The following is a 23,531-nucleotide window of genomic DNA, read 5'->3' as shown; positions in this document are numbered from 1 at the left end:
TTGACGAGTCCGTCGGAAGAAGGTGGCTTGCTGGAATTGCTCGAATTCTTGTCGACCTTCGTTTCCAGTGCCACCAGGCGGCCCCACAACGTCACGATAATGACTTCAAGCTCACCACGGGTGAGGTCGGTCAAATCAGGCGGGGACGGCTTTTTCTTCATGACCAGCATGATGGACCGCATCTATATTGTTTACAACCTTTTTCGCACGGTACGCCTCACACTGAACAGTCACAATTTTCGAAGGTGAAATGGAAGTACACCCAGCAGAAAATTGGTGGCGGAGCGGGCGGTAATACAGCAGGCGGCTGGGATTTGCCAGCCAACAAAGTCGCGTAGCGCGGGAAGACATCATGCTCGAAGTCCAACCCCAAGATTCGCGCGGCTATTTCATGCTTCCGCAAGCGCCCGAGGGCGCGGGATATTACGTGTACGGCACGCCGGAGAACGGCGCTAGTCAGTATGCAGATCCACGACTAATAACCATAATACTATTCGTAGAACGGGAATGGCAGTTGATCGATAACCGCCAATTTGGGATCGGAAACATGAGCCTGGCCGACGGCGTCAAACACAAGGATCACAGCTCTCATATGAAAGGACTGGAAGTGGATGTGCGCCCCGTCCGGAAAGATGGCCGCCATCAAAGCGTGCGTTATTTTGATTCAGACTATGACAGCATCGCCACCGAGAAACTGATCAATATTTTTCAGAATTTTGCCCCGGGGAAAATGAGGATCTACTTTAACGATAATCGAATTCCTGGGGTGAGGCACCGCGACAAACACGACAATCACTTTCACTTCGAGATCGCTTAGTCAACACCGCCATGTAGAGGGAAAAATGAGAAGACACTTGGCACTCATCGTCGCAACAACTTTGCTTTTTTCGCTGGCCTACGCTGACACAAAAAAACCCTGGGATGGCTCATATAAGCCATTCAATGGCGAGTACCTCGTTTACTCAGGCGACTTGGGCGAACAGCAGGCTCCGACCAAGGCAGATCGCAAAGTCTCGTTCATGGTGGAAGGCCCGCTCGCAAAGGAAATGTTCGAGTCGATCGGCCCTGACCAGAAGGACGCGTGCGGTACATTGTCAGGCCTGCGTGTCCGCCAAAAAGGAGACTTGGATTGCACCTACGACAAGGACCATCCATCCGCCCCATACACCTGCCATTTCGGACTTAACTTGCGAACCGGAAAGAGCATTTCCGGTTCGATCTGTTAGGCTGGCATGCAAGGTGTGCAAATTGTCAGCGCGCACATTACCCAACTCTTTCTTGCTCACTGGCACTCGAGACGCCACCAGCAGGATCGAAGACGGCGTCTGGTCGCTCTATGGTCGGAGCCAGATACATCAAGGGCAAGCACAGTCCATCGCCGTCATGGTCTGGTCGAACTGAATAAAATCGAGACCTTTGGCAATAAATTAGGCACAGCAAGGAAGTTTCCACGGCATGGATTCGGTAGCACCAAGGAACTGCACCGCATAGAGGCCGATCCAGGCACTTTTAATCGGTTGGTCGCAGGTTGGAATCCCGCACGGCCTACCACGAATAAGTATCAAGCCCACGAATTTACGTTCGTGGGCTTTTTGCTGTCTGGCCGCTCTCCGCTGTCGCACGAGCCGGAGCCGGAGCCGGAGCAAATATGCAGCGATTTATATCCTGCGTGTTTGCTGGCCCTGGGGCGTATCGTCCAGTTCGTAGCCAAGTTCCCTCGCTTGTCTGCGTAGGCGATCGGCGTCCAGCCAGCGTCGTTCATTCCTGGCCCGCTCGCGCTGCGCCATCAATTCGGTCAACGCTGGCGAAATGCTGACAACGGCAGGCTGCCAAAAAGCCAGTCGCAGGCCGAACGTTTCGTCAAAATTCAATACCGTCGCCTTTTTGACGCCGTCAGGCAGATCGCTTTTCAGCAATTCCCACGCCAGTGCGAGTGCCCGCGGGAAGTTCAGGTCGTTATTGAGTTCGACTTGAAACCGGGCGAGATAGCCGTCATCCGGCTCAAGCGGCGCGCCCAGCCGGTGCACCAGCACGCTCATGCGATCAAATCCATTCGCCGCACTGGTAAGCGCATCGTCAGAGAAATTCAATTGACTGCGATAGTGCGTGGTGAGGCAAAGATAACGGTAAGCCAATGGATCGATACCGCGGTCAACCAGCGTTTGCAGGCGCACGAAGGCGCCGCCCGATTTCGACATCTTGCCTCCGGCGCTTTTGAGGAAAGCGCCATGCAGCCAGAAATTGGCTGCCCGCGTTCCGTATCGGGCTTCGGATTGGGCTATTTCGTTACTGTGATGTACCGGCACGTGATCTTCGCCGCCGCAATGAATATCGAAATATTCGCCCAAATGCCGGGCCGACATCGCCGAGCATTCGATGTGCCAGCCGGGAAAACCGACGCCCCAAGGACTTTCCCACTCCATCTGGCGCACACCAACGGTGCCGCTGAACTTCCATAACGCAAAATCGGTTGCCTGCTTTTTTTCGCCGATGTCGACCCGTTTGCCTGACTGCAAGCCGGCACGGTCCAGTCGCGCCAGGTAGCCGTAGCCGGCCTGCCGGGATGTGTCGAAATAGACGCCGTCGCCAGTGCGATAGGTGTAGCCCATCCGCTCGAGGTCGGCAATGAATTCGATTTGCCCGGCAATATGATCGGTGGCGCGGCACCATGTGGCGGGCTCTTGAATATTCAGCAGGGCGAGATCTTGCTTGAAAGCCTGGGTGTATTCGCTGGCGATCTCCCAGGCAGATTTTCCTGTGCGCAGGCTGCCCTTCTCCATCTTGTCGTCGCCGGTATCCTGGTCGGAGGTCAAGTGGCCGACATCGGTAATGTTCATCACATGCTTGACCTGCAATCCACTGTATTCCAGCGTGCGCCGCAACAGGTCGACAAACAGGTAGTTGCGCAGATTGCCGATATGCGCGTAATCATAGACTGTCGGGCCGCACGCATACAAACCGATTCGGCCCGGCTCGATTGCGTGCAGTTCGCGCAGGCTGCGGGTGTAAGTGTCATACAAGTGAAGTGCCATGCTGCTTTCCGGATGAATTGCAACTTGAAACAAAAAGGGCCACAGCTGGTTCAACGCTGTGGCCCTTGAGGAAATTTAAAACACGATCGCTATGCGACGCTTTCCCCAAGCGCGGCATCACAACACAGCACAATGGCGGTGATAACGGTTGGCGAGGAAGCGTTGAATGTCATGGCGATGAATATCACACAGGCCGAGGCGATCGTCAAGCAGAGACCGCCGACTTAGGCACAGGGGCTTCGCGCAATAAGCTGGCCGATGATGGTCACTGACGGTCAATAACGGTCACTGACGGTCACTGACGGCCGCTGATCACCGCGCATCACCGCTCCCGCTGCAACGGGGCACGAATATCTATAAAATGCATTGAATTCGTTGCCGCTCCGCATGAGCGCAAGCGCCGCCGCCGACTCCAAGGAAGACCATGAACATTCCCCTGATCCTCAACCTGGCCGTGGCCCTTGCCGTCTGCTTCGCGTTGTTCCGCATGCAGGTCCTTCACGTGTCGTTCACCAGGCGGGTGTTCGCCGGCATGGCGATCGGCGTGCTGCTCGGCGCCGCCTTCCAGGCGCTGTACGGCGCCGCTTCGCCGACCGTGGCCACCACCAGCGCCTACCTTGCCATCGTCGGTAGCGGCTATGTCAAGCTGCTGCAGATGATCATCATGCCGCTGATCATGGTGTCGATCATCGCCGCCATCTTGAAACTACGGGACGCCGCATCGCTCGGCAAAATCAGCGTGCTGACGATCGGCGTCCTGATGGTCACCACCATGATTGCCGCCTTGATCGGCATCGCCATGGCGAAGCTGTTCGACCTCTCCGCGGTCGGCCTGACCTCGAGCGCGGCCGAACTTGCGCGCGGCCAGTACCTGCAAGGCAAGCTGCCGGATGCCCAGGCGATCTCGCTGCCAACCATGATCCTCAGCTTCATTCCCGCCAATCCCTTTCTCGACATGACCGGCGCGCGCAAGACGTCGACCATCGCGGTGGTGCTGTTTTCGATTTTCGTCGGCGTCGCCGCCACTGGCATCGCCGACAAGAAGCCGGACCTGTTCGCCTCCTTCAACCACTTCATCAAGGTCGCCCACGTGATCGTGATGCGGATGGTGACCCTGGTGCTGCGCCTGACGCCGTTCGGCGTGTTCGCACTGATGACGCAAGTGGTGTCGGAGTCGAGCATCACCGACATTTTGAAATTGATCGGCTTTGTCGGCGCCTCGTACAGCGCGCTGGCGCTCATGTTTTGCGTGCACCTGGCGATCATCGCCGCGACCGGCCTCAATCCGCGTCGCTACGTCAAGAAAATCTTCCCGGTGCTGGCGTTCGCCTTCACTTCGCGCAGCAGCGCCGGCGCCATCCCGATGAGCGTGCAGACCCAGACCGGCCGCCTTGGCACGCCCGAAGGCATCGCCAATTTCGCCGCCTCGTTTGGCGCCACCATCGGCCAGAACGGCTGCGCCGGCATCTACCCGGCGATGCTGGCGGTGATGATCGCGCCGACCGTCGGCATCGATCCGTTCACCACCGCGTTCATCCTGCCGCTGCTGGCGATTATCACGATCGGTTCGGTCGGCGTGGCCGGCGTCGGCGGCGGCGCCACCTTTGCCGCGCTGATCGTACTGTCGGCGATGAACCTGCCGGTGGCGCTGGCGGGCCTGTTGATCTCGATCGAGCCGCTGATCGACATGGGCCGCACCGCCCTCAATGTCAGCGGCTCAATCACCGCCGGCACCTTCGCCAGCCGGATGCTGGGCCAGACCGACATGGCGGTATTTGATCGTGCCGAAGAGGTCGAGCTGGACAGCGAGCAGCTGGTGGCCTGACCGTCCGCGCTAGGCTCTCCATATCGTGCGCTAAACGGGCGCCGAATCCGTCTATCATGACGATCGTGCAGCGTGCATGGCGGGTGAACGATGGACCAAAAGTGGCCTCAAGAAATTTGGCTGGTACGGCACGGCCAAAGCGCCGGCAACGTCGCGCGCGACGCTGCGGAAGCGGCCAAGGGGCTGATGATCGACATTGCCGAGCGCGACATCGACGTGCCCTTGTCCGACCTGGGTTTGCAACAATCGAAAGCGCTGGCCGGCTGGTTCGCCGCCATGCCGGAACGATCCCGGCCAAACGTGGTGCTGCATTCGCCCTACCTGCGCGCGGCCGAAACAGCGCGCATCGTCAGGCAGGCCATCGATCCCTACAGTCCGGTTGGCAGCGAGGCCGACAGCCAGGTCGTCAGCCGGGTTGATGAGCGACTGCGCGAAAAAGAATTCGGCATCCTCGACCGCCTCACCACCCATGGCATCTCGCAGCGCTATCCCGGCTTGTACGAACAGCGCCAGCACGTCGGCAAGTTTTATTTCCGCCCGCCCGGCGGCGAAAGCTGGTGCGACGTCATCCTGCGCCTGCGCAGCGTGCTCGACACCATTACCCGCGAATATGCGCGCGAGCGCGTGCTGATCGTCGGCCACCAGGTTACCGTCAACTGTTTCCGCTATTTATTGGAGCGGCTCGACGAAGCAACCATCCTTGCCTACGACCGCGGCAGCGACGTGCCGAACTGCTCGGTTACCTCGTACCGTTTCGATCCGCGCCAGGGCAAGCGCGGCAAGCTCGCCCTCGACCTGGTCAATTTTGTCGCTCCCCTCGAAGCTGCCGGCGCTGCCGTGACGGCGTCAAAAGATGTGCCCGCTGCTCCGAAAGCGTAGGAGGTCCGGCCCCATGAATCCGCCTACCTCCGCCAACCACTGCGTCACCGTCGACGACTACGCCCTGCGCGCCTGGCCGCTGCCAATGCCCTCTGCCGACGCCGACAAGGAACAGCGCGGCCACGTGCTGATCCTAGGCGGCTCGCGCGAAATGCCGGGGGCGGCGATCCTGGCCGCCACCGCCGCCTTGCGCGCCGGCGCCGGCAAGCTCACCATCGCCACCGGCGCCAGCGTGGCCCAGCTGGTGGCACTGGCGCTGCCCGAGGCGCGCGTGATCGGCCTGGCCGAAACCGATGAAGGCGGCTTCACCGAAGTAGCCATCGGCAAGCTCGACCCGCTGGCCGACAAGGTCAACGCCATCCTGATCGGCCCCGGCATGCAGGATGAAGCGGCCACCGCCGTGCTGGTGCGGGCATTGCTGCCGCGCCTTGAGGCGAGCAACACCAGCGTGGTGCTCGACGCCTGCGCGATGCGGGTCGTGCTGGGCGCCGGCGGCAAGCCGAATGCCAACGTCGATACCGATGCCGGCGCCGCTTTTCGCTTCAACGTGCCGGTGATCGTCACCCCGCATGCCGGCGAAATGGCGCACCTGACCGGCGCCTCCAAGGAAGACATCGCCGCCGACCCCGACCGCCACGCCATGCGCGCGGCGCAGCGCTGGAACGCGGTGGTCGCCCTGAAAGGGTCGCGCACCCTGATCAACGCGCCCGACGGCGCACGCTGGCAGCATCAAGGCGGCAACGTCGGGCTGGCCATCTCCGGCTCCGGCGACACCCTGGCCGGCATCGTCGCCGGCCTCGCCGCCCGCGGCGCCAGCCTCACGCAGGCAGCTTGCTGGGGCGTGGCGCTGCACGCGCGCGCCGGCGAACTGCTGGCCGAGCGCTTCGGCGTCCTCGGTTACCTCGCGCGCGAACTGCCCGGCGAAGTGCCGGCATTGATGGAGCGCTTCGCGCGGCCATGAACTGGCTTTTATGCTGACTGGATTGTCGGCGCGCTTGCACGGCGGCAGCCGGCAATATCCCGTGCTTCATCGTCGTCCCCGCTCCGTGGCATCGATCTCGGGTGGCGAGCGACTACCACAAGCTTTGCGGCGCACTTCAGGAACTCTATAAAAAAATTTAGTTTGTGCGTCCCCCCGTGATTTAGCTTGATTCAATTGAGATATATCAAAGGACACCATCATTCTGGCCGAATTTGCCAACAAATCGAGAATTTGTCGAACCGGGCGGAATGTTCCAAGTCTAATTTTTACAGTCGATTTCATGCACTGAACGGGGCCGCGTGTCTCGCTGCGTTGGTTTCCGGGTTTTTCCCTTCCCGGGAAACAATCAGGCTCAATGCGGGGCTGACCTGGCGCTGCTGCTCGCCTGTTCCCAATACGGCAGGCGCCGGCGGCACAAGATAGACGTGAACGAGGAGTTACACAATGAAAGCTATTTCAAGCGCATCGAAAATCATCCTGACCGCCGCCGTCATGGCCGCCATGCTCGGTGCCTGCAAGAAGACCGATACCACAGCGACACCATCGGGAGCAAGCGGCGACACCAGCACCATGCCAAGCAGCTCGTCCGGTACCAGCGGCACCAGCGGCACCGGCACCAGCGGCACCAGCGGCACCGGCACCAGCGGCACCAATGGCACCAGCGGCACCAGCGGTACCGGCACCAGCGGATCGACAACCGGCTCCGACTCGATGGGTTCAGGCACGACTAGCGGTACAGGCGCAACCGGCACCAGCGGCACCGGCACTAGCGGTACCAGCGGCACCAGTGGTACCAGTGGCAGCGGCACGAGCGGCAGCGGTACCTCGCCGGGTGACACCACAACGGCGCCGACCACTCCGAGCACGACGCCGGCCTCGCCAAGCGGCAGCGGCACGACGACGCCACGAAGCGGCGGTTAATACTCCGGCGCAGAACCTGGTCGACGTACTTTTGCTGACCAGAAAAAAAGGCCCGCTTCACGCGGGCCCTTCTGCGCCGGGCTTGCCAGCTTGCCAGCCTGTCAGGCTGGCACCCCTATGTCGATACCTTGTCGAGCACGACGCCAGGCGCGACCGTCTTGCTGCCCCGGCCAGTCAGCGTGCGCACCGCCCATGCAATGGTGCGGAACACCAGGCGAACCAGCAGCAAGGTCAGGATGGCTTCGACGAACGTCATCAAAAAGGCCAGCAGTGGATTCATGCGCCTGGCGCGGCGGCCGAACTTGACCACCATGCGGTCGCGCGCGATCTCGATGCTGTCGTAGAAGGTCGGCACCACTAGCAAGGTAAGGATGGTCGAGGTGATGGTGCCGCCGATGATCGCAATCGCCAGCGGACGGTAGAACTCGCCGCCCTCGCCCAGCCCCAGCGCGACCGGGAACATGCCGGCGATAAGCGCGAAAGTGGTCATCAGGATCGGGCGCAGCCGCATACGGCCGGCCTCCATCAGCGCATCCTCGCGCCCGAACCCTTCGGCCTCGCGCTTGCGCGCCGCGTCGAGCAGCAGGATCGCATTTTTCGCAACCAGGCCCATCAGCATGATGATGCCGATCAGGCTCATCAAATTGATGGTGCTTCCCGTGACCAACAGCGCGACCACGACCCCGATCAGCGACAGCGGCAGCGACATCATGACCGCCAGCGGCGCCGTGAACGAGCCGAACTGCATCACCAGGATCAGGTACATCAAACCGATGCCCGACAGCAGCGAGATCGTCATTTCAGTGAACAGTTCCTGCTGGTTCTTGCCCGCGCCGCCCAGTTTCAGGCCGTAGCCCGGTGGGTAGTCGAAGGACTTCGCCAGCTTCATGGCGTCACTGGTGACTTCGCCGCTCGAGCGTCCCTGCGCGTTGGCCGACACCGAGATGGTCCGCATGCCATCGGTGTGCTGGATGCGGGACGGGCCCTTGCCCATCGTGATGGTGGCGATCTGGTCGAGCGGCACCATCTGGGTAGTGCCGGTCACCGCGATCGGCAGACGCTCGATGTTCTCGGCGCTGACCCGGTCGTCCGGATGCAGGCGCACCGCCACGTCGCGCGTCTCGCCGGTCGGATCGACCCAGTCGCCTGCTTCGACGCCGGCAAACGCCACCCGCAGCGCCTGCGCCGCGTCGTTGACGGAAATGCCCATCGAATTGGCCAGCCCGCGATCGAGTTCAATTTGCAACTCGTTCTTCGGATCCTGCTCCGACAGGCCAACGTCGACCGCGCCAGGCACCTGGCGCAGCTTGTCCATGTAGGCATTGGTGATTTCCAGCAACTTGCGCGAATCGGGGCCGGTAAAGTCGATCTGGACCGGCTTGCGCGCTCCGCCGTTCAGGTCGTCGATGACCACGTATTCGGCGCCGACCAGCGGCCGTATCTTCTCGCGCAGTTCGACCGCGAATTCCTTGGCGCTGCGCTTGCGCGTATGGCGCTTGTCGATATCGATGTAGACCCGCCCGCCGCTGGCATTGATGTTGCTGTTGGTGTCCTTGGTTTCCGGCATCGACCGGGCGATTTCGGCGACCTTTTCCATTTTCAGGCGCGCGTATTCGATCGAGGACGAGGACGGCGTGCGTACGTCGATCATCAGCATGCCCGAGTCCGAGGCCGGCATGAAGCCGAAGCCGCCCACCGTCGCCTGCAGCGCGATCGCCGCCACCAGCGAAGCGCCGGCGATGAGCGCCATCCAGACGCGGTGGTGCAACGCCCAGGCGATCACGTTGCCGTAGCGTCCTGCCTGGTGGTCGAACCAGTCGTTGAAGCGGCCCAGTTGCCTGGACAGGCCTTTCTTCGGCGCCGTGTGATGGTCCTCCGGGTCGCCCCAGTAGGCCGACAGCATCGGGTCGAGCGTAAACGAAATGCCCAGGCTGACCAGCACCGAGCAGGTGACCGTCAGTGCGAACGGACGGAACCACTCGCCCGACATGCCCGGCATGAACGCTACCGGAATGAACACGGCGATGATCGAGAACGTGGTGGCGGCAACCGCCATGCCGATTTCGGCGGTGCCTTCCAGAGCGGCGGTGCGGCGGTCCGAACCGCGCTGCATGTGGCGTACGATATTTTCGCGCACCACGATCGCATCATCGATCAGTACCCCGATCGCCAGCGACAGGCCGAGCAGGGTCATGAAATTGAGCGTAAAGCCGCACAACCAGACCGCGATGAAGGCGGCGATCACCGAAGTGGGCAGCGACAGCGCCGTGATCAGGGTCGAGCGCCACGAGTTGAGGAAGGCGTACACCACGAAGATCGTCAGCACGGCGCCCAGCACCAGCGACTCGATTACGTTGTTCAGGCTGTTCTGGGCATTTTTACCGCCGTCGCGGGTCACTTCGAGCTTGGTGCCGGCCGGCAGTTCCTTCTCGATCTCCTTGACGATCTCGCGCACCGACTTGGCCACCGACACGGTGGAGGCGTCGCGCGCGCGCGCGACCTGGATACTGACGTTCGGCTTGCCGCTGCGGATCGAGAAGCTGTTGATTTCGGCAAAATCGTCCTTGATCTGGGCGACCTGGGCCAGCCGGACGACTTCCTCGCCACGGCGCTTGACGACGATCTGCTCGAATTCCTCGGGCGTTTCGATGCGCCCGACCAGCCGGATGCTTTTCTCGTCGAGCGTGCCGCGCACCTTGCCTACCGGCGCATTGGTGTTCTGGGTGCGCAGCGCGTTGACCACGTCGCCCACCGAGACGTTGTACTCACGCAGCTTGCCGGCACGCAGCAGCACCGATAGCTCGCGCCGCAGGGCTCCGCCGACGCTGACGTTGGACACGCCGTCGATGGCGCGAAAGCGGTCGGCCAGCGTGTCTTCCGCCAGGCGCGACAGTTCGGCGTGGGTCAGCGAAGTCGACGACAGCGCCAGGTTCATGATCGGCTGCGCCGACGTGTCCCAGCGCGTGATGATCGGTTCGCGCATTTCGAGCGGCAGCTTGTAGCGCACGCTGCCGATCACGTTGCGCACTTCGTCGGACGCCTCGATCAAGTTCTTCTTGAAGCCGAATTCGAGCTGGACGAAGGCGCTGCCCTCGTTCATGACGCTTTCCACCTTTTCCATGCCGGCGATGGCCCGCAGCGGCTTTTCGATGCGGTTGATAATCTCGCGCTCGACCGTGTCGGGCGAGGCGCCCGGATATGGAATGCTGACGAACAGCATCGGCGCCTCAACGTCGGGCTCCTGGTTGACACGCAATTTGCTCAGGGCCATCAGGCCCAGTGCCATGATCGCCACGATCAGCACGATCGTGGCGACCGGCCGGCGGATACTGAAATTGGAAAGAAACATGTTATTTCCCCTGCACGGCGGTGACGGCAGGCGTAGCGGCGCTGGCGACCCTGGCGGCGCTCAGCTCGACCTTCTGGCCGTCCTTGAAGCTGGAGCTCGGGCTGCGCATTACCGTGTCGCCGGCGGCGAGGCCCTGGCGCACCTCGTAATTGCCGGTACGGGCGTCGCGCGCGCCGATCACCAGGTCTACCTTGCTGAGCGTGTTGCCTTTGATGCGCCAGGTAAAGGCCTTGTCGCCGGCGCGCACCAGCGCCACTTCCGGCAGCATCAGCGCGGCGACGCTGTCGGCTTCAATCCGGCCTTCGCCGTACAGGCCGGACACGCGCGGCTGGACCCCATTGGCGAAGCCGACCAGCACCTCGACCTGGCGCGTGACGTCGTTGGCCGATGGATCGATGCGCCTGACGACGCCGCGGAATTCCTGGCCGCCATAGCCGTTGATGCGGAAGCTGACCGGCTGGCCGATCTTCACCGCGCTGATCTTGTCGGCCGAGACGCGCCCTTCGAAGCGCATGCTGGTCGGGTCTATCACCTTCAGCAATTCCTTGCCGATGGCGGCGGTGTCGCCGGCCGACACCTTGCGGTCGCTGACGACGCCGTCGAATGGCGCGCGCACCAGCGTGCGCTGCAATTGCTGGCGCGCCAGCACGGCGCGGGTGCGGGCCGCCGCCGCTTCGCTCTGGGCGCTGTTGCGGCGCACCTCGGCGTCGTCGAGCGCCTGCAACGACGTCATGCCGGACGCGCGCAACGTTTTGAGCCGCTCGAGCTGGCGCTCGGCCTGCACCAGCGCCTGCGACGACGCCTGGGCCGACGCTTCGGCCGAACCCAGGCTGTCGCGAATTGCGGTTTCGTCGAGTTTGACCAGTACGTCGCCGCGCTTGACCACTTCGCCGTTCTCTTTCAATACTTGCAGCACCACGGCCGACACTTCGGCGCGCAGGTCGGCACGGCGCTCGGGCTGGATCGAGCCGGTGATCACCGGGCCGGAGGCAAGCGCGTTGCTTTGCACCGTCAACAAGTCTTCGGCGGCAATCTGCAGCTGGACCGGCTTGGCCTTCTCGTCTTTCGAATTCTTCGAATCCTTGTTGCAGGCAACGAGCGCCGAGGCGACCGCGAGGACGAGCATGGTTTTGCGCAGCATTGTCATCTCTCCAAAAAAATTTATTTTTGAACTTGTTTTAAACTGGTAAGCCTGGGCGAGCAAAACAGCCAGCGGACAGTATCCTTGAGCGGTACAACCCGGTCAACCGGCGGGCTGCACACTGCCGGTTTCGATGCCTGAAATGCACTGGGGCGCGATGAACTGCTTTTTCAGGCGCTCGGCAGCGGACAGCACGGGGCTGGTTGGGCGTCAGAATTGTCTGGACAAATAATTGATGGCGAACGCGACCGCGATGCCGGTGCCGATGCCGCCACCGATTTCCGCCAGGGTGTGTCCCATCCGTTCGCGCAGCGGCTTTATATTCGAACCCATGCCGGGGCCGGCGCTGGTGAGCCGGTTGATGGCGGCGGCCTGGCGCCCGACGTGCTGGCGCAGGCTGTTGGCGTCGATCATGATGACGAAGGCCAGGGTCACCGCCACGCCGAACGCCGGGTCGTTGATGCCCTCACGTAAGGCGATCAGGGTCGCCATGCTGGTCACCACCGCGCTGTGGTTGCTTGGAAAGCCGCCGTTGCCAACCAGGTCGAACGCCAGGCGGCGCTGGCGCACGCTGGTGATCAAAAATTTGATCGGGCCGACCACCAGCCAGGTGAGTACGGGGGTGACGAGATAAGTGAAGTCCATCGGTTTTCCAGGTTGTATTTATATGCAACAATGCAATACGGAATTATCGCAGAAGCCCGAAGCGGCCGCGACCTCCGATGCGCCTGCACCGGCCCGAGTGGTGTCAAACGCCGCACTACTGCGACACAAGCTGGCGTAAGCGATGTGCAGCTTTAACGCCGCCGTTCGTAATCATTTGATTATTCGTGTGTTCATGGCAGAATGAGCGCCCATTCCGCCAACCACGAGATCTGCCATGACCATGCCAAAACGCATGACCTTTACCCTGCTGTCGATTGTCGTCGCCGTCATCGCCATCCTCGCCGCCTATACCTACGCTTCGCTGCACATATCGTACTCGGACGGCGAACGCGCTGGCTTCTTGCAGAAATTTTCCCGCAAGGGCTGGATATGCAAGACGTGGGAAGGCGAAATCCTGCTCTCGAGCATGCCAGGCGCAATCCCCGAGCGCTTCACCTTCTCGGTGCGCGACGATGGCGTCGCCCGCCAGTTGATGGCGGCAATGGGCAAGCGCGTCACCCTCAGCTACGCCCAGCACAAGGGCGTGCCGAGCGCCTGTTTCGGCGAGACCGAGTATTTCGTCGAGAAAGTGGCGATCCAGCAGTAACCGGCATGGGACTGTGAACCGCTGCTGCTGAACTATTCCAAAATTACAGCTTCGAGGGTGCCGACGATGGCTGCGTCAGCAGGCGGCCGATGACTTCGCGGGTGATCGATTCCGACGCCGCGCGCTGCTTGGCCTCGGCCGAGCGCTGGGCCACCGCTTCGGCGGTGGCGGCCAGCGCGCGGCGGTCGGCAGCGTGGCGGCCGGTTTCCAGTTCCAGCAACTGCGCCTTGGCGTCGGCCATCGCCTGCGTGGTCAACGCCACCTTGCGCTGCATCGCGGCGTGGGCCTGGGCGCTGTCGAGCAGCAGGCGCTGGGCGTTGAGCTTGTCCGTCATCGCCTGGGCCGCCGCTTCCTCGGCCAGTTCGAGCTGGTGAGCTAGCTCGGCCTTTTCACGTTCGGCGCACAGCCGCGCCTCGCACGCGAGCACGGCGGCGCGCTCGGAGGCAAGGCGCGATGCCAGCGCCGCATTTTCCTGCTGTCCTGCTGCGGAAGATTCGCGTTGCGCTTCGACCAATTGGGCGGCCAGTGCCAACGCGGCCGTTTCGGCACCGGCGGCGGCGCGCTCCAGGGCCAGCGCCTCGCCTGCCAGCGCCAGCTTCTGCTGTTCGAGGCGGGCGCGCACGGCTTGCACGTCGACCAGTTCGGCCGCCGCCCGCAATTGCGCGGCAACAGCGGCGGCGCTGGCCGCCCGTTCGGCGGCTTGCAGTTCAGCCTGCTCGGCGAGGACGCGGGTGGCATCGAATTCGGCCAGCTGCGACTGTTCGGCGCGATGCTCGGCATCAGCTTGGCGATGCAGCAGCGCGGCCTGCTCGTGCTGGGTTTTAGTGCGCGCGGTGCAGGCGGCGGACAGTGCCAGTTCGGCCGCCAGCTTGTCCTGCAGCGCTGCCAGGGCCTGCTGTTCGGCCGCCGCGCGGGCCTGTTCGGCCTGCGCCAGTTGTGCCAGTTGTTCTGCCACGCGTCCGGCCGCGCGCTGTGCTTCGCAGGCCTTGGCCTCGGCCAGTTCACAGCCGTCGCGCTGCAAGCGGACCTGCTCGGCCTGCGCGTCCAGCTCGGCCTGGACGGCGGCGTTTTCGAGGGCGGCCAGCTTGGTCGCCGCCAACGCCAGCGCCGCGCGCTCGTCGGCCAGCGCACGGGCGCGCTGCTGTTCTTGCGCTTCGAGAACGGCGGCGGCGGCGGCGGCCTGGTCGGCGCTGGCGCGCTGGTGCGCTTGTTCCGTGGCGCTCGCCTCGGCTTCGATTTTGGCCTGCCCTTTCAGGGCCGCCTGTTCTTCGGCCAGCGCGCGCGCCAGCGCCACTTCGCGCAGCTTGCGGTCGACTTCGATGCGCGCCTCGGTGGCGGCCATGATGCGTCCTTCGGCGGCGCGCCGCGCTTCGGCGCTGGCGGCGGCCATCTGTTCGATGCGCTCGCGGTGGATGGCGGCGTCGCGCAATTCTTTTTCCGTTTGCAGGCTCAGGTGGATCGACTTGGCCGCGACTCGGTCCGACTCGGCCTGGGCGATGGCGATCGCTTCGCGCTCCTGTTCGATGTGGGCCAGCGCGCGCGCTTCCTCCAGCGCGCGCGCTTCGGCCACCGCGCGGGCAAACGCCGACGCCAGCGCTAGCTGATCGGCTTTTTCGCGCTGTACCGTCAGTTCGAGCGCTTCGGCTTCGGCTTCGGCCAGCAGCTCGGCGGTCTGGCGCGCCCCCCTGGCTTGGCGCTCGCGTTCGCGCGCCAGCGTCGCGACCCGGGCGTCGGCGCTGGCGCTGTGCAGCACTTCTTCTTTCGCCGCGTGCACGGCGGCGACGCGTTCGACCGCCTGCAGGCGCGCCTGCTCGGTATGCACTTCGAGGTCTTCGACGGCGCGCGCGGCGCGTTCGGCCATTTCGGCTTCGGCGACGATCTGCTCGGCGGCGCGGCGGCGTGCCTCTTCTTCCGATCTGGCGCGCGATTCGGCGGCCAGCTTGGTGCGGGTGTCGGCTTCGACCCGGGCGCGCAGCTCGGCGGTCTCCTGGCGCACCGCCGCCAGGCGCTCCATGCTGGCCTGGGCCGCGGCGCGCAGCGTTTCGAGGCGGTCGCGGTTCGCTTCGATGGCGTCTTCCGAGGCTTGGGCGTTTTGCAGCGCGGCGGCGGCGGCGGCGGTATCCATCGCGGCGCGTTCCTCGGCCAGGCTGCGCGCGCGCGCTTCGGCATGGGCGCGGCTTTCGGCGGCGCACGACGCTTTCGCTTCGGCTTCGACGCGCGCGATGGCTTCGTGGATGGCGCGCATTTCCGCCTTGGCGCGGCCCTGGCTGGCCGGCGCCGACACCTGGACCTTGCCTGCTGCTGCCGGCAGTTCAATGTAGAGGGTGGCGTCGTCGTGGGGAGCCTGCGCTGTTTGCATGGTCGTTCTCGCTGAGGTCGCTTTTCCGAGTCGGAAAGCCTACCTGCGATTATCAAGCAACCACGGCGCCGGCCGAGGTTCGAACAGACGCGGAAAACCGTTTCATTTCACCGCTTTGGCTCGCTTTACGGGCGGCTTGCCTACCTGATTTACCTCACTACGCCGGCCACAGCGGCGGCTCGTCCATCAACGCGATTTGCTCGCGCAATTCGAGAATCCTGTCTTGCCAGTAACGTTGAGTATTAAACCAGGGAAACGCGGCGGGAAAGGCCGGATCATCCCAGCGCATCGCCAGCCAGGCCGAATAGTGAATCAGGCGCAAGGTGCGCAGCGCCTCGACCAGGTAAAGCTGGCGCGGGTCGAAATCGGCGAAATCCTCGTAGCCGGCCAGGATATCGGCCATCTGCCGCACCATTTCGGGCCGCTCGCCCGACATCAGCATCCACAGGTCCTGCACCGCCGGCCCCATGCGGCTGTCGTCGAAATCGACAAAATGGGGACCGTCGCCGGTCCACAGCACGTTGCCGGCGTGGCAATCGCCGTGCAGCCGCAGCACTGGCTGGCGCCCGGCCCGCTCGAAGCAGCGCGCCACCCCGTCAAGCGCCTGGTCGATCACGCTGGTCCACGCCGCCAGCAGCTCGCCTGGAATAAAACCATTCGCCAGCAAATACGCCCGCGGTTCGCGGCCGAACGAGGCAATCGTCAACGCCGGCCGGTGTTCGAAAGCGGCCAGCGCGCCGACCGCGTGAATGCGACCGATGAAGCGGCCGATCCACTCGAGCGTTTTCGGGTCGCCCAGTTCGGGCGCGCGCCCGCCGCGGCTGGGGAAGACGGCGAACTTGAAGCCGGCGAATGCGTTGAGCGTGCGTCCGCCGAGCGTCAATGCGGCCACCACCGGGATCTCGCGCTCGACCAGTTCGGCCACAAAAGCGTGATCCTCGAGGATGGCGGCGTCGCTCCAGCGATCCGGCCGGTAGAACTTGACGACCACCGGCGCGCCCTCCTCGCGACCGACCTGGTAGACCCGGTTCTCATAGCTGTTGAGCGCCAGCAGGCGGCCGTCGCCATGCAGGCCGACCGAATCGAGGGCATCGAGCACGCAGCCGGGATCGAGAGCGGAAAAAGGATGCTGGGCGGGCTCGTCCGAGCCAGGGGGAAGAATATTCATCGCCCTATTGTAAGTCGGCCCAACAAAAAACGGGTCAGACCCCTTTTAAATCGAGTAGCTGGATCGAGGGCCAGCACCGGCTGCAGCGCGAACGGATCAAGCGCGGTGGGGAAAATATTCGTCGCCGTATCACGCGCCGGCCCGACAAAAAACGGGTCTGACCCCATTTAAATTTTAACAAAAAACGGGTCTGACCCCATTTAAATTTTGCGGCGAACCCGGTGGTCGGGCGCGCAGGCGTTAAACTATCGGCTTCACTACGAGAAAAGAGCAAGCCATGCAATACGACCAGCCCCTGTCGGAAAAAGAATTCAACGAACTCGACCAGTTCCTGCTGTCCGACCGCAGTTCCGACGACGCCATGACGATGGATACCCTGCACGGTTTCCTGACCGCGATCGCGATCGGTCCGGAAACCATCATGCCGACCGAGTGGCTGCCGAAAGTATGGGGCGAGGATGCCGGCAGCGAGCCGAAGTGGAAGAACCCGAAGGAAAGCGAACGCGTTTTTGAACTGATCATGCGCTTCATGAACGAAGTGGCCGTCACGTTCGAAGTGGCGCCGAAGGAATTCGAGCCGCTGTTCTGCGAGCACGAGCATGGCGAAGAGACGCTGATCGACGCCGAAGCGTGGTGCTGGGGCTTCTGGGAAGGCATGGAGCTGCGTCCGGGGTCGTGGAATCCGGTGTGGGAATCGAATCTGGCGCCGCTGATGCGCCCGATCTACCTGCTCGGCGCCGACGAAATCGAGGAAGAAGAACTGAAGGAAGTGGACGATCCGGTCAAGGGCCACAAGCTGGCGCTCGAGATCGAGGCGAACCTGCCGGCAATCTACAAGTTCTGGCTGCCGCTGCGCAAATCGGCGGTGCAAACCGTCAAGCGCGACGAGCCGAAGGTCGGGCGCAACGACGATTGCCCTTGCGGCAGCGGTAAAAAATTCAAGAAGTGCTGCGGCGCCGACCAGGCGGAGTAATGCCGGGATAGCCCTTTTAGTCTGCTTGGCAAGACCGGCCGGCCGCTTTCGAGCGGCCGGCGCGCGTTTGGCGCTTCGCGTTGCAGCTTCACTTTCAGCTTCGCTTTGAAGTTTCACGCAAGTTGAGTTACATTCGGTCAGCCGCATCACCCTCGTTCGCCGCACCCTCGTCCAGGAGCCGCAACCATGTCCAAGCTAATGCCCGTCGCCATCAGCGTCACCAGCGTCACCAGCGTCACGCCGCAGCCGCACGCCGCACATGTGCTCGGCCTGCTGTCGAACCTGGCCAACCGCCACGGCTGCATCACCGGCGCCACCGGTACCGGCAAGACCGTCACCTTGCAAGTGATCGCCCAGGCGCTGTCGAACATCGGCGTGCCGGTTTTCATGGCCGACGTCAAGGGCGATTTGTCCGGCCTGGCGCACGCCGGCGCCCCCTCTCCCCGGATCGATGAACGCCTCAAGATGCTCGGCGTAGAGGCCCCCGCATGGGCCGCCTGCCCAGTCACTTTCTGGGACGTGTTCGGCGAACAGGGTCACCCGGTGCGGGCGACGATTTCCGACCTTGGACCGTTGCTGCTGGCGCGCATGCTGAACCTGAACGATACCCAGGAAGGGGTGCTGCAACTGGTGTTCCGGATCGCCGACGACAATGGCTGGCTGCTGCTCGACACCAAGGACCTGCGCGCGATGCTGCGCGAGGTCGGCGACAACGCCGCCGACTACCGCACCAGCTACGGCAACATCTCGGCGGCCAGCATCGGTGCCATCCAGCGCGGCCTGATCGGCATCGAGGAGCAAGGCGGCGACCTTTTCTTCGGCGAGCCGATGCTCAATATCGACGACTTGCTGCAGACCGATGCGCAAGGGCGCGGCGTGGTCAACATCCTGGCCGCCGACAAGCTGATGAATTCGCCGCGCCTGTATGCGGTGTTCCTGCTGTGGATGCTGTCCGAATTGTTCGAGCACCTGCCGGAAGTGGGCGATATAGAGCAGCCCAAGCTGGTGTACTTTTTTGACGAGGCGCACCTGCTGTTCAACGACGCGCCAAAGGCGCTGCTGGAAAAGATCGAACAGGTGGTGCGGCTGATCCGCTCCAAGGGCGTCGGCGTGTTCTTCGTCACCCAGAACCCGCTCGACATTCCCGACACCGTACTCGGCCAGCTCGGCAACCGGGTCCAGCACGCGCTGCGCGCCTACACGCCGCGCGACCAGAAGGCGGTCAAGGCGGCGGCCGACACCTTCCGCCCCAACCCGGACCTCGATACCGCCCAGGTGATCACCGAGCTTGGCCTGGGCGAAGCGCTGGTTTCTTTTCTGGACGAAAAAGGCCGTCCCAACATCGTCGAACGCTGCTTCATCCTGCCGCCGGCGTCGCGCATCGGCCCGCTGGACGCCGCCGAACGGCAAGCGATCATCGCCGCCTCGCTGGTGGCCGGGGTTTACGAAGACACGGTCGAGCGCGAATCGGCGCATGAAATCATCAGCGCGAGAATTTCCAGCGCGGCCCGCACGCCTGTGCCGGCGGCCTCGCCTGCCGGGAGCGCGGGCGCGGGCGGATCGGGCGGAATGCTCGGTGGCCTGTTCGGCGGCAGCGGCCGGCGCGATTCGGCCGTGCAGTCGATGATGAAGTCGGCCGCGCGCAGCATCGGCTCCCAGGTCGGCAGCGCCATCATTCGCGGCGTGCTCGGGTCGATCTTGAAAAAGTAGGCGAAACTGCGTGTTCCGAGAATCGAACTTGGGGCTGATTGATCACCTGCTTCACGCCGGCGTCAGCGCGGCAAGCTGGGCCAGCCGGCCTTCATACAACGAGGCCAGCAGGTCGGACTGGCTGACCATGCCGACGAAGCGGTTGTCGTCGTCGACGATCGGGATATAGTGCAGGCCGGCGTTCGACATCATCGGCACCAGCTCGACGATCGGCGTGCGCTCCCTGGCGGCGAGCACGTTCGGCACCATGATCTGGCCGACCACTTCCGGCTTTTCCGAGTGGGTATCAGGACTGCTCATCAGGAAGCGGCGCAAGCGCTCGGCGAACGAGATGTATTCGTCGAGGTCGCTGTGCTTGAGGAAGTCGCTCTGGGTAACGATGCCGATCACACGGCGTGCCTTGTTTAGCACCGGCAAGGCGTGCAGGTCGTGATGGCGCAGCAAATGCCACGCCTGTTTCAGCTCGGTCGAAAAATCGACGGTGATGACGTCCTTCGACATGATGTCGCCGCAGGTGATGATGCCGAAGCGCCGTTCATGCGCTTTCATTTCGGTCGCCACGATGATGTTTTCCAGGTCATCGCGGCTGACGTCGAGCACCTGGCCGTATTCTCTCAGCACGGCGTCGAGGTCGCTTCGGGTAAAGCCGACGCGCTCGGTCGGCACCGGGTCGTGCGTGTCGTGTATCGGCTGCATGCCCGACTGCTGGGTGTGCGGATAGCGCCGGCCCGTCAGGTTGTTGTAGACCAGCGCGGCGATCACCATCAGCGCCGTGTTCAGGCCGACCTGGACGAAGGCGAATTCGTAGCCGGCCGCGTGCACCGCGGGACCGGCCAGCACCGCGGTGAGCGCCACCGCGCCGCCGGGCGGATGCAGGCAGCGCATCAGGAACATGCCGACGATGGCGAAGCCGCCGGCCAGCGGCGCGGCCAGCATCGGGTTGTCGATCAGCCTGGCGCAGGTGACGCCGACGATTGCCGACACCACGTTACCGCCAAACACCGACCACGGCTGGGCCAGCGGGCTCGCCGGCACACCGAACAGCAGCACCGACGAGGCGCCCATCGGCGCCACCAGGAAAGCCATGCCGCTCACGCCGTTCAAGAAAAAATAACTGAGGAAAGCAGTCAGCATCAGGCCGACGATGGCGCCGACGCCGGCGCGCAGTTGCTCGCGCCGGCTGGCGGTATTTGGCTTCGGTAAAAATTTGTCAAGCCATTCCAAGTGCGACACGGCCATGCTTGCACACCCTTTATTTGATTAACATAACACTCGATAAAGCCACAATTAAAACATATTCGCCCAAAAATGCACCGGAAAAGGGCGAAAAACTGGCAGCCGCGCCCAAATATGGCACACTCGTTATCACTTCCTGAAATACTAACCGGGGACATTGACGAATGACGTCTTTCTTCCTTCACATTCCATGCAGCCGGCGCGGACCTGTACCTTATGCTTTCCCATATTTTTATCGGCATTACCGACTTCGAGCGTGCCTTCCGTTTCTACGCACCTTTGACGTCATCGATTGGCCTGCGGCCGAAGTTCAGCGACAGCGGCAAAGGCTGGGCCGGCTGGGTTGGCGCCGACGCGGCACGCCCCTTGTTCATCATCGCACAACCTTTCGACGGCCATCCGGCCCAGGCCGGCAACGGCCAGATGACGGCCTTGCTGGCGCCCAGCCGCGCGCTCGTCGACCAGGCCCACGCGCTCGCGCTGGCCCATGGCGGCGCTTGCGAAGGACCGCCCGGACCACGCCCACACTACCATCCGGATTATTACGGCGCTTATTTCCGCGACCCGGACGGCAACAAATTGTGCATTTGCTGCCACGCGCCGAACGGGCAAGCTTTGGGCGAATGATGTACGATGCACAACACGTTCGCCGCGCCCGTGGGTGCGGCGCGCATGTGTTCGACCGACCGCTGTGACTTCAAAGGAAAAAAATGACCGTGAACTTGAAGAAAGCTGTCCTCGCCGCCTGCGCTTGCGCCCTGCTGGCCGCGCCTGCGTTCGGCGCCGCGCCGATGGCCAAAACCCCGGCGACCGGCTATTTCCGCATGATGCTGGGCGACTTCGAAGTCACCGCCGTCAACGACGGCACCGTCGATCTACCGGTCGACAAGCTGCTCCAGGGTATCAAACCGGCCGTGCTCAACGCCGCGCTGACCAGGTCCTTCCTCAAAGCCCCGCTCGAAACGTCAGTCAACGCCTTCGTGATCAACACCGGCAGCAAGCTGGTGCTGGTCGACGCCGGCGCCGCCGGCCTGTTCGGCCCGACCTTGGGCAAGTTTGTCGCCAACCTGAAGGCGGCCGGCTACCAGCCCGAGCAGATCGATGAAATTTACCTCACGCACATGCACGCCGACCACGTCGGTGGCCTGGCCGCCAACGGCAAGCCGGTGTTTCCGAACGCCGTCGTGCGGGCACAAAAACAGGAGTCCGATTACTGGCTCAGCCAGGCCAACATGGACAAGACCCCGGCCATGGCCGACGCCTTCAAGGGCGCGATGCTGTCGCTTAATCCCTACGTCAGCGCCGGCAAGTTCAAGGCCTTCGAAGGCAATGTCGAATTGGTGCCAGGTATCAGCAGCCTCTCCGGCAAGGGCCACACGCCCGGCCACGCCACCTATATCGTCGAAAGCCGCGGGCAAAAACTGGTGCTGATCGGCGACCTGGTACACGTCAGCGCCGTCCAATTCGACCACCCCGAAGCGACCATGAGTTTCGACAGCAACCAGAAAAGCGCCGCCGCCGAGCGCAAGCAGGCGTTCGATGCCGCTGCCCGCGGGCGTTACCTGGTCGGCGCCGTCCACCTCCAGTTCCCCGGCATCGGCCACATCCGAAAGGACAGCAAGGGCTACGAATTCATTCCGGTAAATTACACCCAGATGCGCTGACGGCAGCAACGCTGCGCGTAGGCGTCAGCTCCTGAACTCTTCCAGCGTCTTGCCGTTGGCTAAGCCCTCGGCCATCTACTTGGGCTGGCGACCGCGGCCAGTCCAGGTCTGCGCGTTGTCAGCCCGGTTGTGGAACCGCGGCTGCACTTTTGCGCCGCTCTCAGGCTTTCGCTTTGCGCCGGTTTTCCCGAGCAAATCCTCTACCGACACCCCTGAATTCCGGGCGATCGCCAGAATTTGTTCGCGGGCCTTTTTTACGTCCTGTCGTTGGCGGATTTTGATCTCTTTGTCGAGTTCAAAGTGCAGTCCCTTGAGTTCGCCGAGGTTGTAATTGGACAGGTCTGTTGTCGCCATGATGAAGCTTCCTTTCAAAGGTCGGGTGATCAGGCGTACTGCTGTACGTCCGCCATCGCTTTTTAGGAAAGCACGTTTTTGCCAGGCCTGCCTGCGCATAGCGCATCCCGATACTCCTTTGCCCAGCAAAAAAGCCGACTGGGTCGCCCCGCCGGCTTTTTTTGTTTTCACGCAGTGCTTGTTGACAACCCTGCCGACAGCACTATTGGCCGCGCGGCCCCTTGTCGGCGCCCTGGTGATCCTTTACGCCATCGTTGTCGTGGCGACCGGCGACTTCCTCCTCCTCGGCGTTTTGCCGGTTGCGGCCGACCTCTTCCTGGTCTTTCCGGGCTTCCCGGTGCTGTTGCTGTTCGCGGGCGTCGGGGGTGTGCTTGGTCATGATTTGCTCCTCGGTAAAAACACAGGATAACCCGCGAAACAAAAATTCGGTTGTTCGCCACAACACACTGGCCAAACACCGTCCACTCAAGACATCACTTGCGGTCAGTATCGCGCGGCAGGCCGGATCGGGCGAAACAGAGCGTCGTCAGCGAGTCAAAGGACCGGCCTGGCGCGAGTCCGGAATGTGTCAATCACTTTGAGACAATAAAATTGATGAGTTTAGTGTCTAATTCTCTGTATTTCCCCCGCTTTCCGGTGCCGGTTTTGGCATGTTAATGCCGGCCACAGTTGGCAATGCGGGCGGG

21 protein-coding genes and 1 pseudogene are annotated in these 23,531 nt (G+C 62.9%); 11 read left to right on the top strand and 11 right to left on the bottom strand.

The features are described 5' to 3' along the window. A partial coding sequence (locus CR103_RS23685) for a DUF6444 domain-containing protein (protein ID WP_229443726.1) occupies window positions 1–161 on the bottom strand: 161 nt, incomplete at its 3' end. A gap of 72 nt (window positions 162–233) precedes the next feature. On the opposite strand from CR103_RS23685, the pseudogene CR103_RS23680 reads away from it, so the two are divergent. The 3 genes and pseudogenes from CR103_RS23680 to CR103_RS20485 all read left to right on the top strand — a co-directional run. Then, a pseudogene (locus tag CR103_RS23680) lies at window positions 234–338 on the top strand (Hcp family type VI secretion system effector); the annotation flags it as partial. A gap of 14 nt (window positions 339–352) precedes the next feature. Then, window positions 353–817 (top strand): penicillin-insensitive murein endopeptidase, encoded by a 465-nt coding sequence (locus tag CR103_RS20490; protein ID WP_099917767.1) that lies wholly within the window; start codon window positions 353–355, stop codon window positions 815–817. Between the two features lie 37 nt (window positions 818–854). Further along, window positions 855–1,226 carry a hypothetical protein gene (locus tag CR103_RS20485; RefSeq protein WP_229443724.1) on the top strand — a complete coding sequence of 124 codons (372 nt, stop codon included), beginning with the start codon at window positions 855–857 and terminating at the stop codon, window positions 1,224–1,226. Window positions 1,227–1,658: 432 nt separating this feature from the next. On the opposite strand, the gene cysS is transcribed toward CR103_RS20485, so the two are convergent. Then, window positions 1,659–3,032 (bottom strand): cysteine--tRNA ligase, encoded by a 1,374-nt coding sequence (gene cysS / locus CR103_RS20480; protein ID WP_099917768.1) that lies wholly within the window; start codon window positions 3,030–3,032, stop codon window positions 1,659–1,661. A 424-nt stretch (window positions 3,033–3,456) separates the two neighbouring features. On the opposite strand from cysS, the gene CR103_RS20475 reads away from it, so the two are divergent. The 3 genes from CR103_RS20475 to CR103_RS20465 all read left to right on the top strand — a co-directional run bounded on the left by CR103_RS20475 (window position 3,457) and on the right by CR103_RS20465 (window position 6,697). Continuing rightward, window positions 3,457–4,857 (top strand): L-cystine transporter, encoded by a 1,401-nt coding sequence (locus tag CR103_RS20475; RefSeq protein WP_099917765.1) that lies wholly within the window; start codon window positions 3,457–3,459, stop codon window positions 4,855–4,857. Between the two features lie 90 nt (window positions 4,858–4,947). After that, window positions 4,948–5,736 carry a histidine phosphatase family protein gene (locus tag CR103_RS20470; protein ID WP_099917764.1) on the top strand — a complete coding sequence of 263 codons (789 nt, stop codon included), beginning with the start codon at window positions 4,948–4,950 and terminating at the stop codon, window positions 5,734–5,736. Window positions 5,737–5,749: 13 nt separating this feature from the next. Beyond that, window positions 5,750–6,697, top strand: coding sequence for an NAD(P)H-hydrate dehydratase (locus tag CR103_RS20465; RefSeq protein ID WP_099917763.1), 948 nt, complete (start codon window positions 5,750–5,752; stop codon window positions 6,695–6,697). Between the two features lie 458 nt (window positions 6,698–7,155). Here the strand turns inward: CR103_RS20465 and CR103_RS22910 are convergent, their stop codons facing one another. The 4 genes from CR103_RS22910 to CR103_RS20445 form a co-directional block, all read right to left on the bottom strand. Then, window positions 7,156–7,614, bottom strand: coding sequence for a hypothetical protein (locus tag CR103_RS22910; protein ID WP_180279478.1), 459 nt, complete (start codon window positions 7,612–7,614; stop codon window positions 7,156–7,158). 140 nt (window positions 7,615–7,754) lie between these two features. After that, window positions 7,755–10,988, bottom strand: a complete 3,234-nt coding sequence (locus tag CR103_RS20455) for an efflux RND transporter permease subunit (RefSeq protein WP_099917762.1) — start codon at window positions 10,986–10,988, stop codon at window positions 7,755–7,757. Between the two features lies 1 nt (window position 10,989). Next, complete coding sequence (locus CR103_RS20450) at window positions 10,990–12,129, bottom strand: efflux RND transporter periplasmic adaptor subunit (protein ID WP_099917761.1); 1,140 nt, start codon at window positions 12,127–12,129, stop codon at window positions 10,990–10,992. A gap of 210 nt (window positions 12,130–12,339) precedes the next feature. Next, window positions 12,340–12,774: a divergent PAP2 family protein gene (locus CR103_RS20445; protein ID WP_099917760.1), complete on the bottom strand. Its 435-nt coding sequence runs from the start codon at window positions 12,772–12,774 to the stop codon at window positions 12,340–12,342. A 235-nt stretch (window positions 12,775–13,009) separates the two neighbouring features. On the opposite strand from CR103_RS20445, the gene CR103_RS20440 reads away from it, so the two are divergent. Beyond that, window positions 13,010–13,381 (top strand): DUF8785 domain-containing protein, encoded by a 372-nt coding sequence (locus CR103_RS20440; RefSeq protein WP_099917759.1) that lies wholly within the window; start codon window positions 13,010–13,012, stop codon window positions 13,379–13,381. 43 nt (window positions 13,382–13,424) lie between these two features. On the opposite strand, the gene CR103_RS20435 is transcribed toward CR103_RS20440, so the two are convergent. After that, complete coding sequence (locus CR103_RS20435) at window positions 13,425–15,740, bottom strand: coiled-coil domain-containing protein (protein ID WP_099917758.1); 2,316 nt, start codon at window positions 15,738–15,740, stop codon at window positions 13,425–13,427. Window positions 15,741–15,897: 157 nt separating this feature from the next. Beyond that, entirely contained in the window at window positions 15,898–16,908 is a 1,011-nt protein-coding gene (locus tag CR103_RS20430; protein WP_099917757.1) for a serine/threonine protein kinase, read from the bottom strand. Between the two features lie 277 nt (window positions 16,909–17,185). Between CR103_RS20430 and CR103_RS20425 the strand changes: the two genes are divergently transcribed. Further along, entirely contained in the window at window positions 17,186–17,881 is a 696-nt protein-coding gene (locus tag CR103_RS20425; RefSeq protein WP_099917756.1) for a UPF0149 family protein, read from the top strand. Between the two features lie 198 nt (window positions 17,882–18,079). After that, a complete protein-coding gene (locus CR103_RS20420; RefSeq protein WP_099917755.1) occupies window positions 18,080–19,591 on the top strand; it encodes a helicase HerA-like C-terminal domain-containing protein in 1,512 nt (503 codons plus the stop codon). A 51-nt stretch (window positions 19,592–19,642) separates the two neighbouring features. On the opposite strand, the gene CR103_RS20415 is transcribed toward CR103_RS20420, so the two are convergent. Continuing rightward, complete coding sequence (locus CR103_RS20415; protein ID WP_099917754.1) at window positions 19,643–20,830, bottom strand: HPP family protein; 1,188 nt, start codon at window positions 20,828–20,830, stop codon at window positions 19,643–19,645. Between the two features lie 213 nt (window positions 20,831–21,043). Between CR103_RS20415 and CR103_RS20410 the strand changes: the two genes are divergently transcribed. Both CR103_RS20410 and CR103_RS20405 read left to right on the top strand, forming a co-directional pair. Beyond that, on the top strand, window positions 21,044–21,454 hold the full coding sequence (locus CR103_RS20410; protein ID WP_099917753.1) for a VOC family protein: 411 nt from the start codon (window positions 21,044–21,046) through the stop codon (window positions 21,452–21,454). A gap of 83 nt (window positions 21,455–21,537) precedes the next feature. Continuing rightward, window positions 21,538–22,491, top strand: coding sequence for an MBL fold metallo-hydrolase (locus tag CR103_RS20405; RefSeq protein ID WP_099917752.1), 954 nt, complete (start codon window positions 21,538–21,540; stop codon window positions 22,489–22,491). Between the two features lie 75 nt (window positions 22,492–22,566). On the opposite strand, the gene CR103_RS23675 is transcribed toward CR103_RS20405, so the two are convergent. After that, window positions 22,567–23,016 (bottom strand): H-NS histone family protein, encoded by a 450-nt coding sequence (locus CR103_RS23675; RefSeq protein WP_229443720.1) that lies wholly within the window; start codon window positions 23,014–23,016, stop codon window positions 22,567–22,569. Window positions 23,017–23,047: 31 nt separating this feature from the next. Continuing rightward, on the bottom strand, window positions 23,048–23,224 hold the full coding sequence (locus CR103_RS22905) for a hypothetical protein (RefSeq protein WP_180279477.1): 177 nt from the start codon (window positions 23,222–23,224) through the stop codon (window positions 23,048–23,050). Between the last annotated feature and the right edge of the window lie 307 nt (window positions 23,225–23,531).

Origin of the sequence: Massilia psychrophila (genome assembly GCF_002760665.1) — a bacterium.
Lineage (GTDB): Bacteria > Pseudomonadota > Gammaproteobacteria > Burkholderiales > Burkholderiaceae_D > JAFCUW01.
The sequence above is the reverse complement of the archived record's forward strand: the minus strand, read 5'-3'. Positions and strand labels throughout refer to the sequence as shown.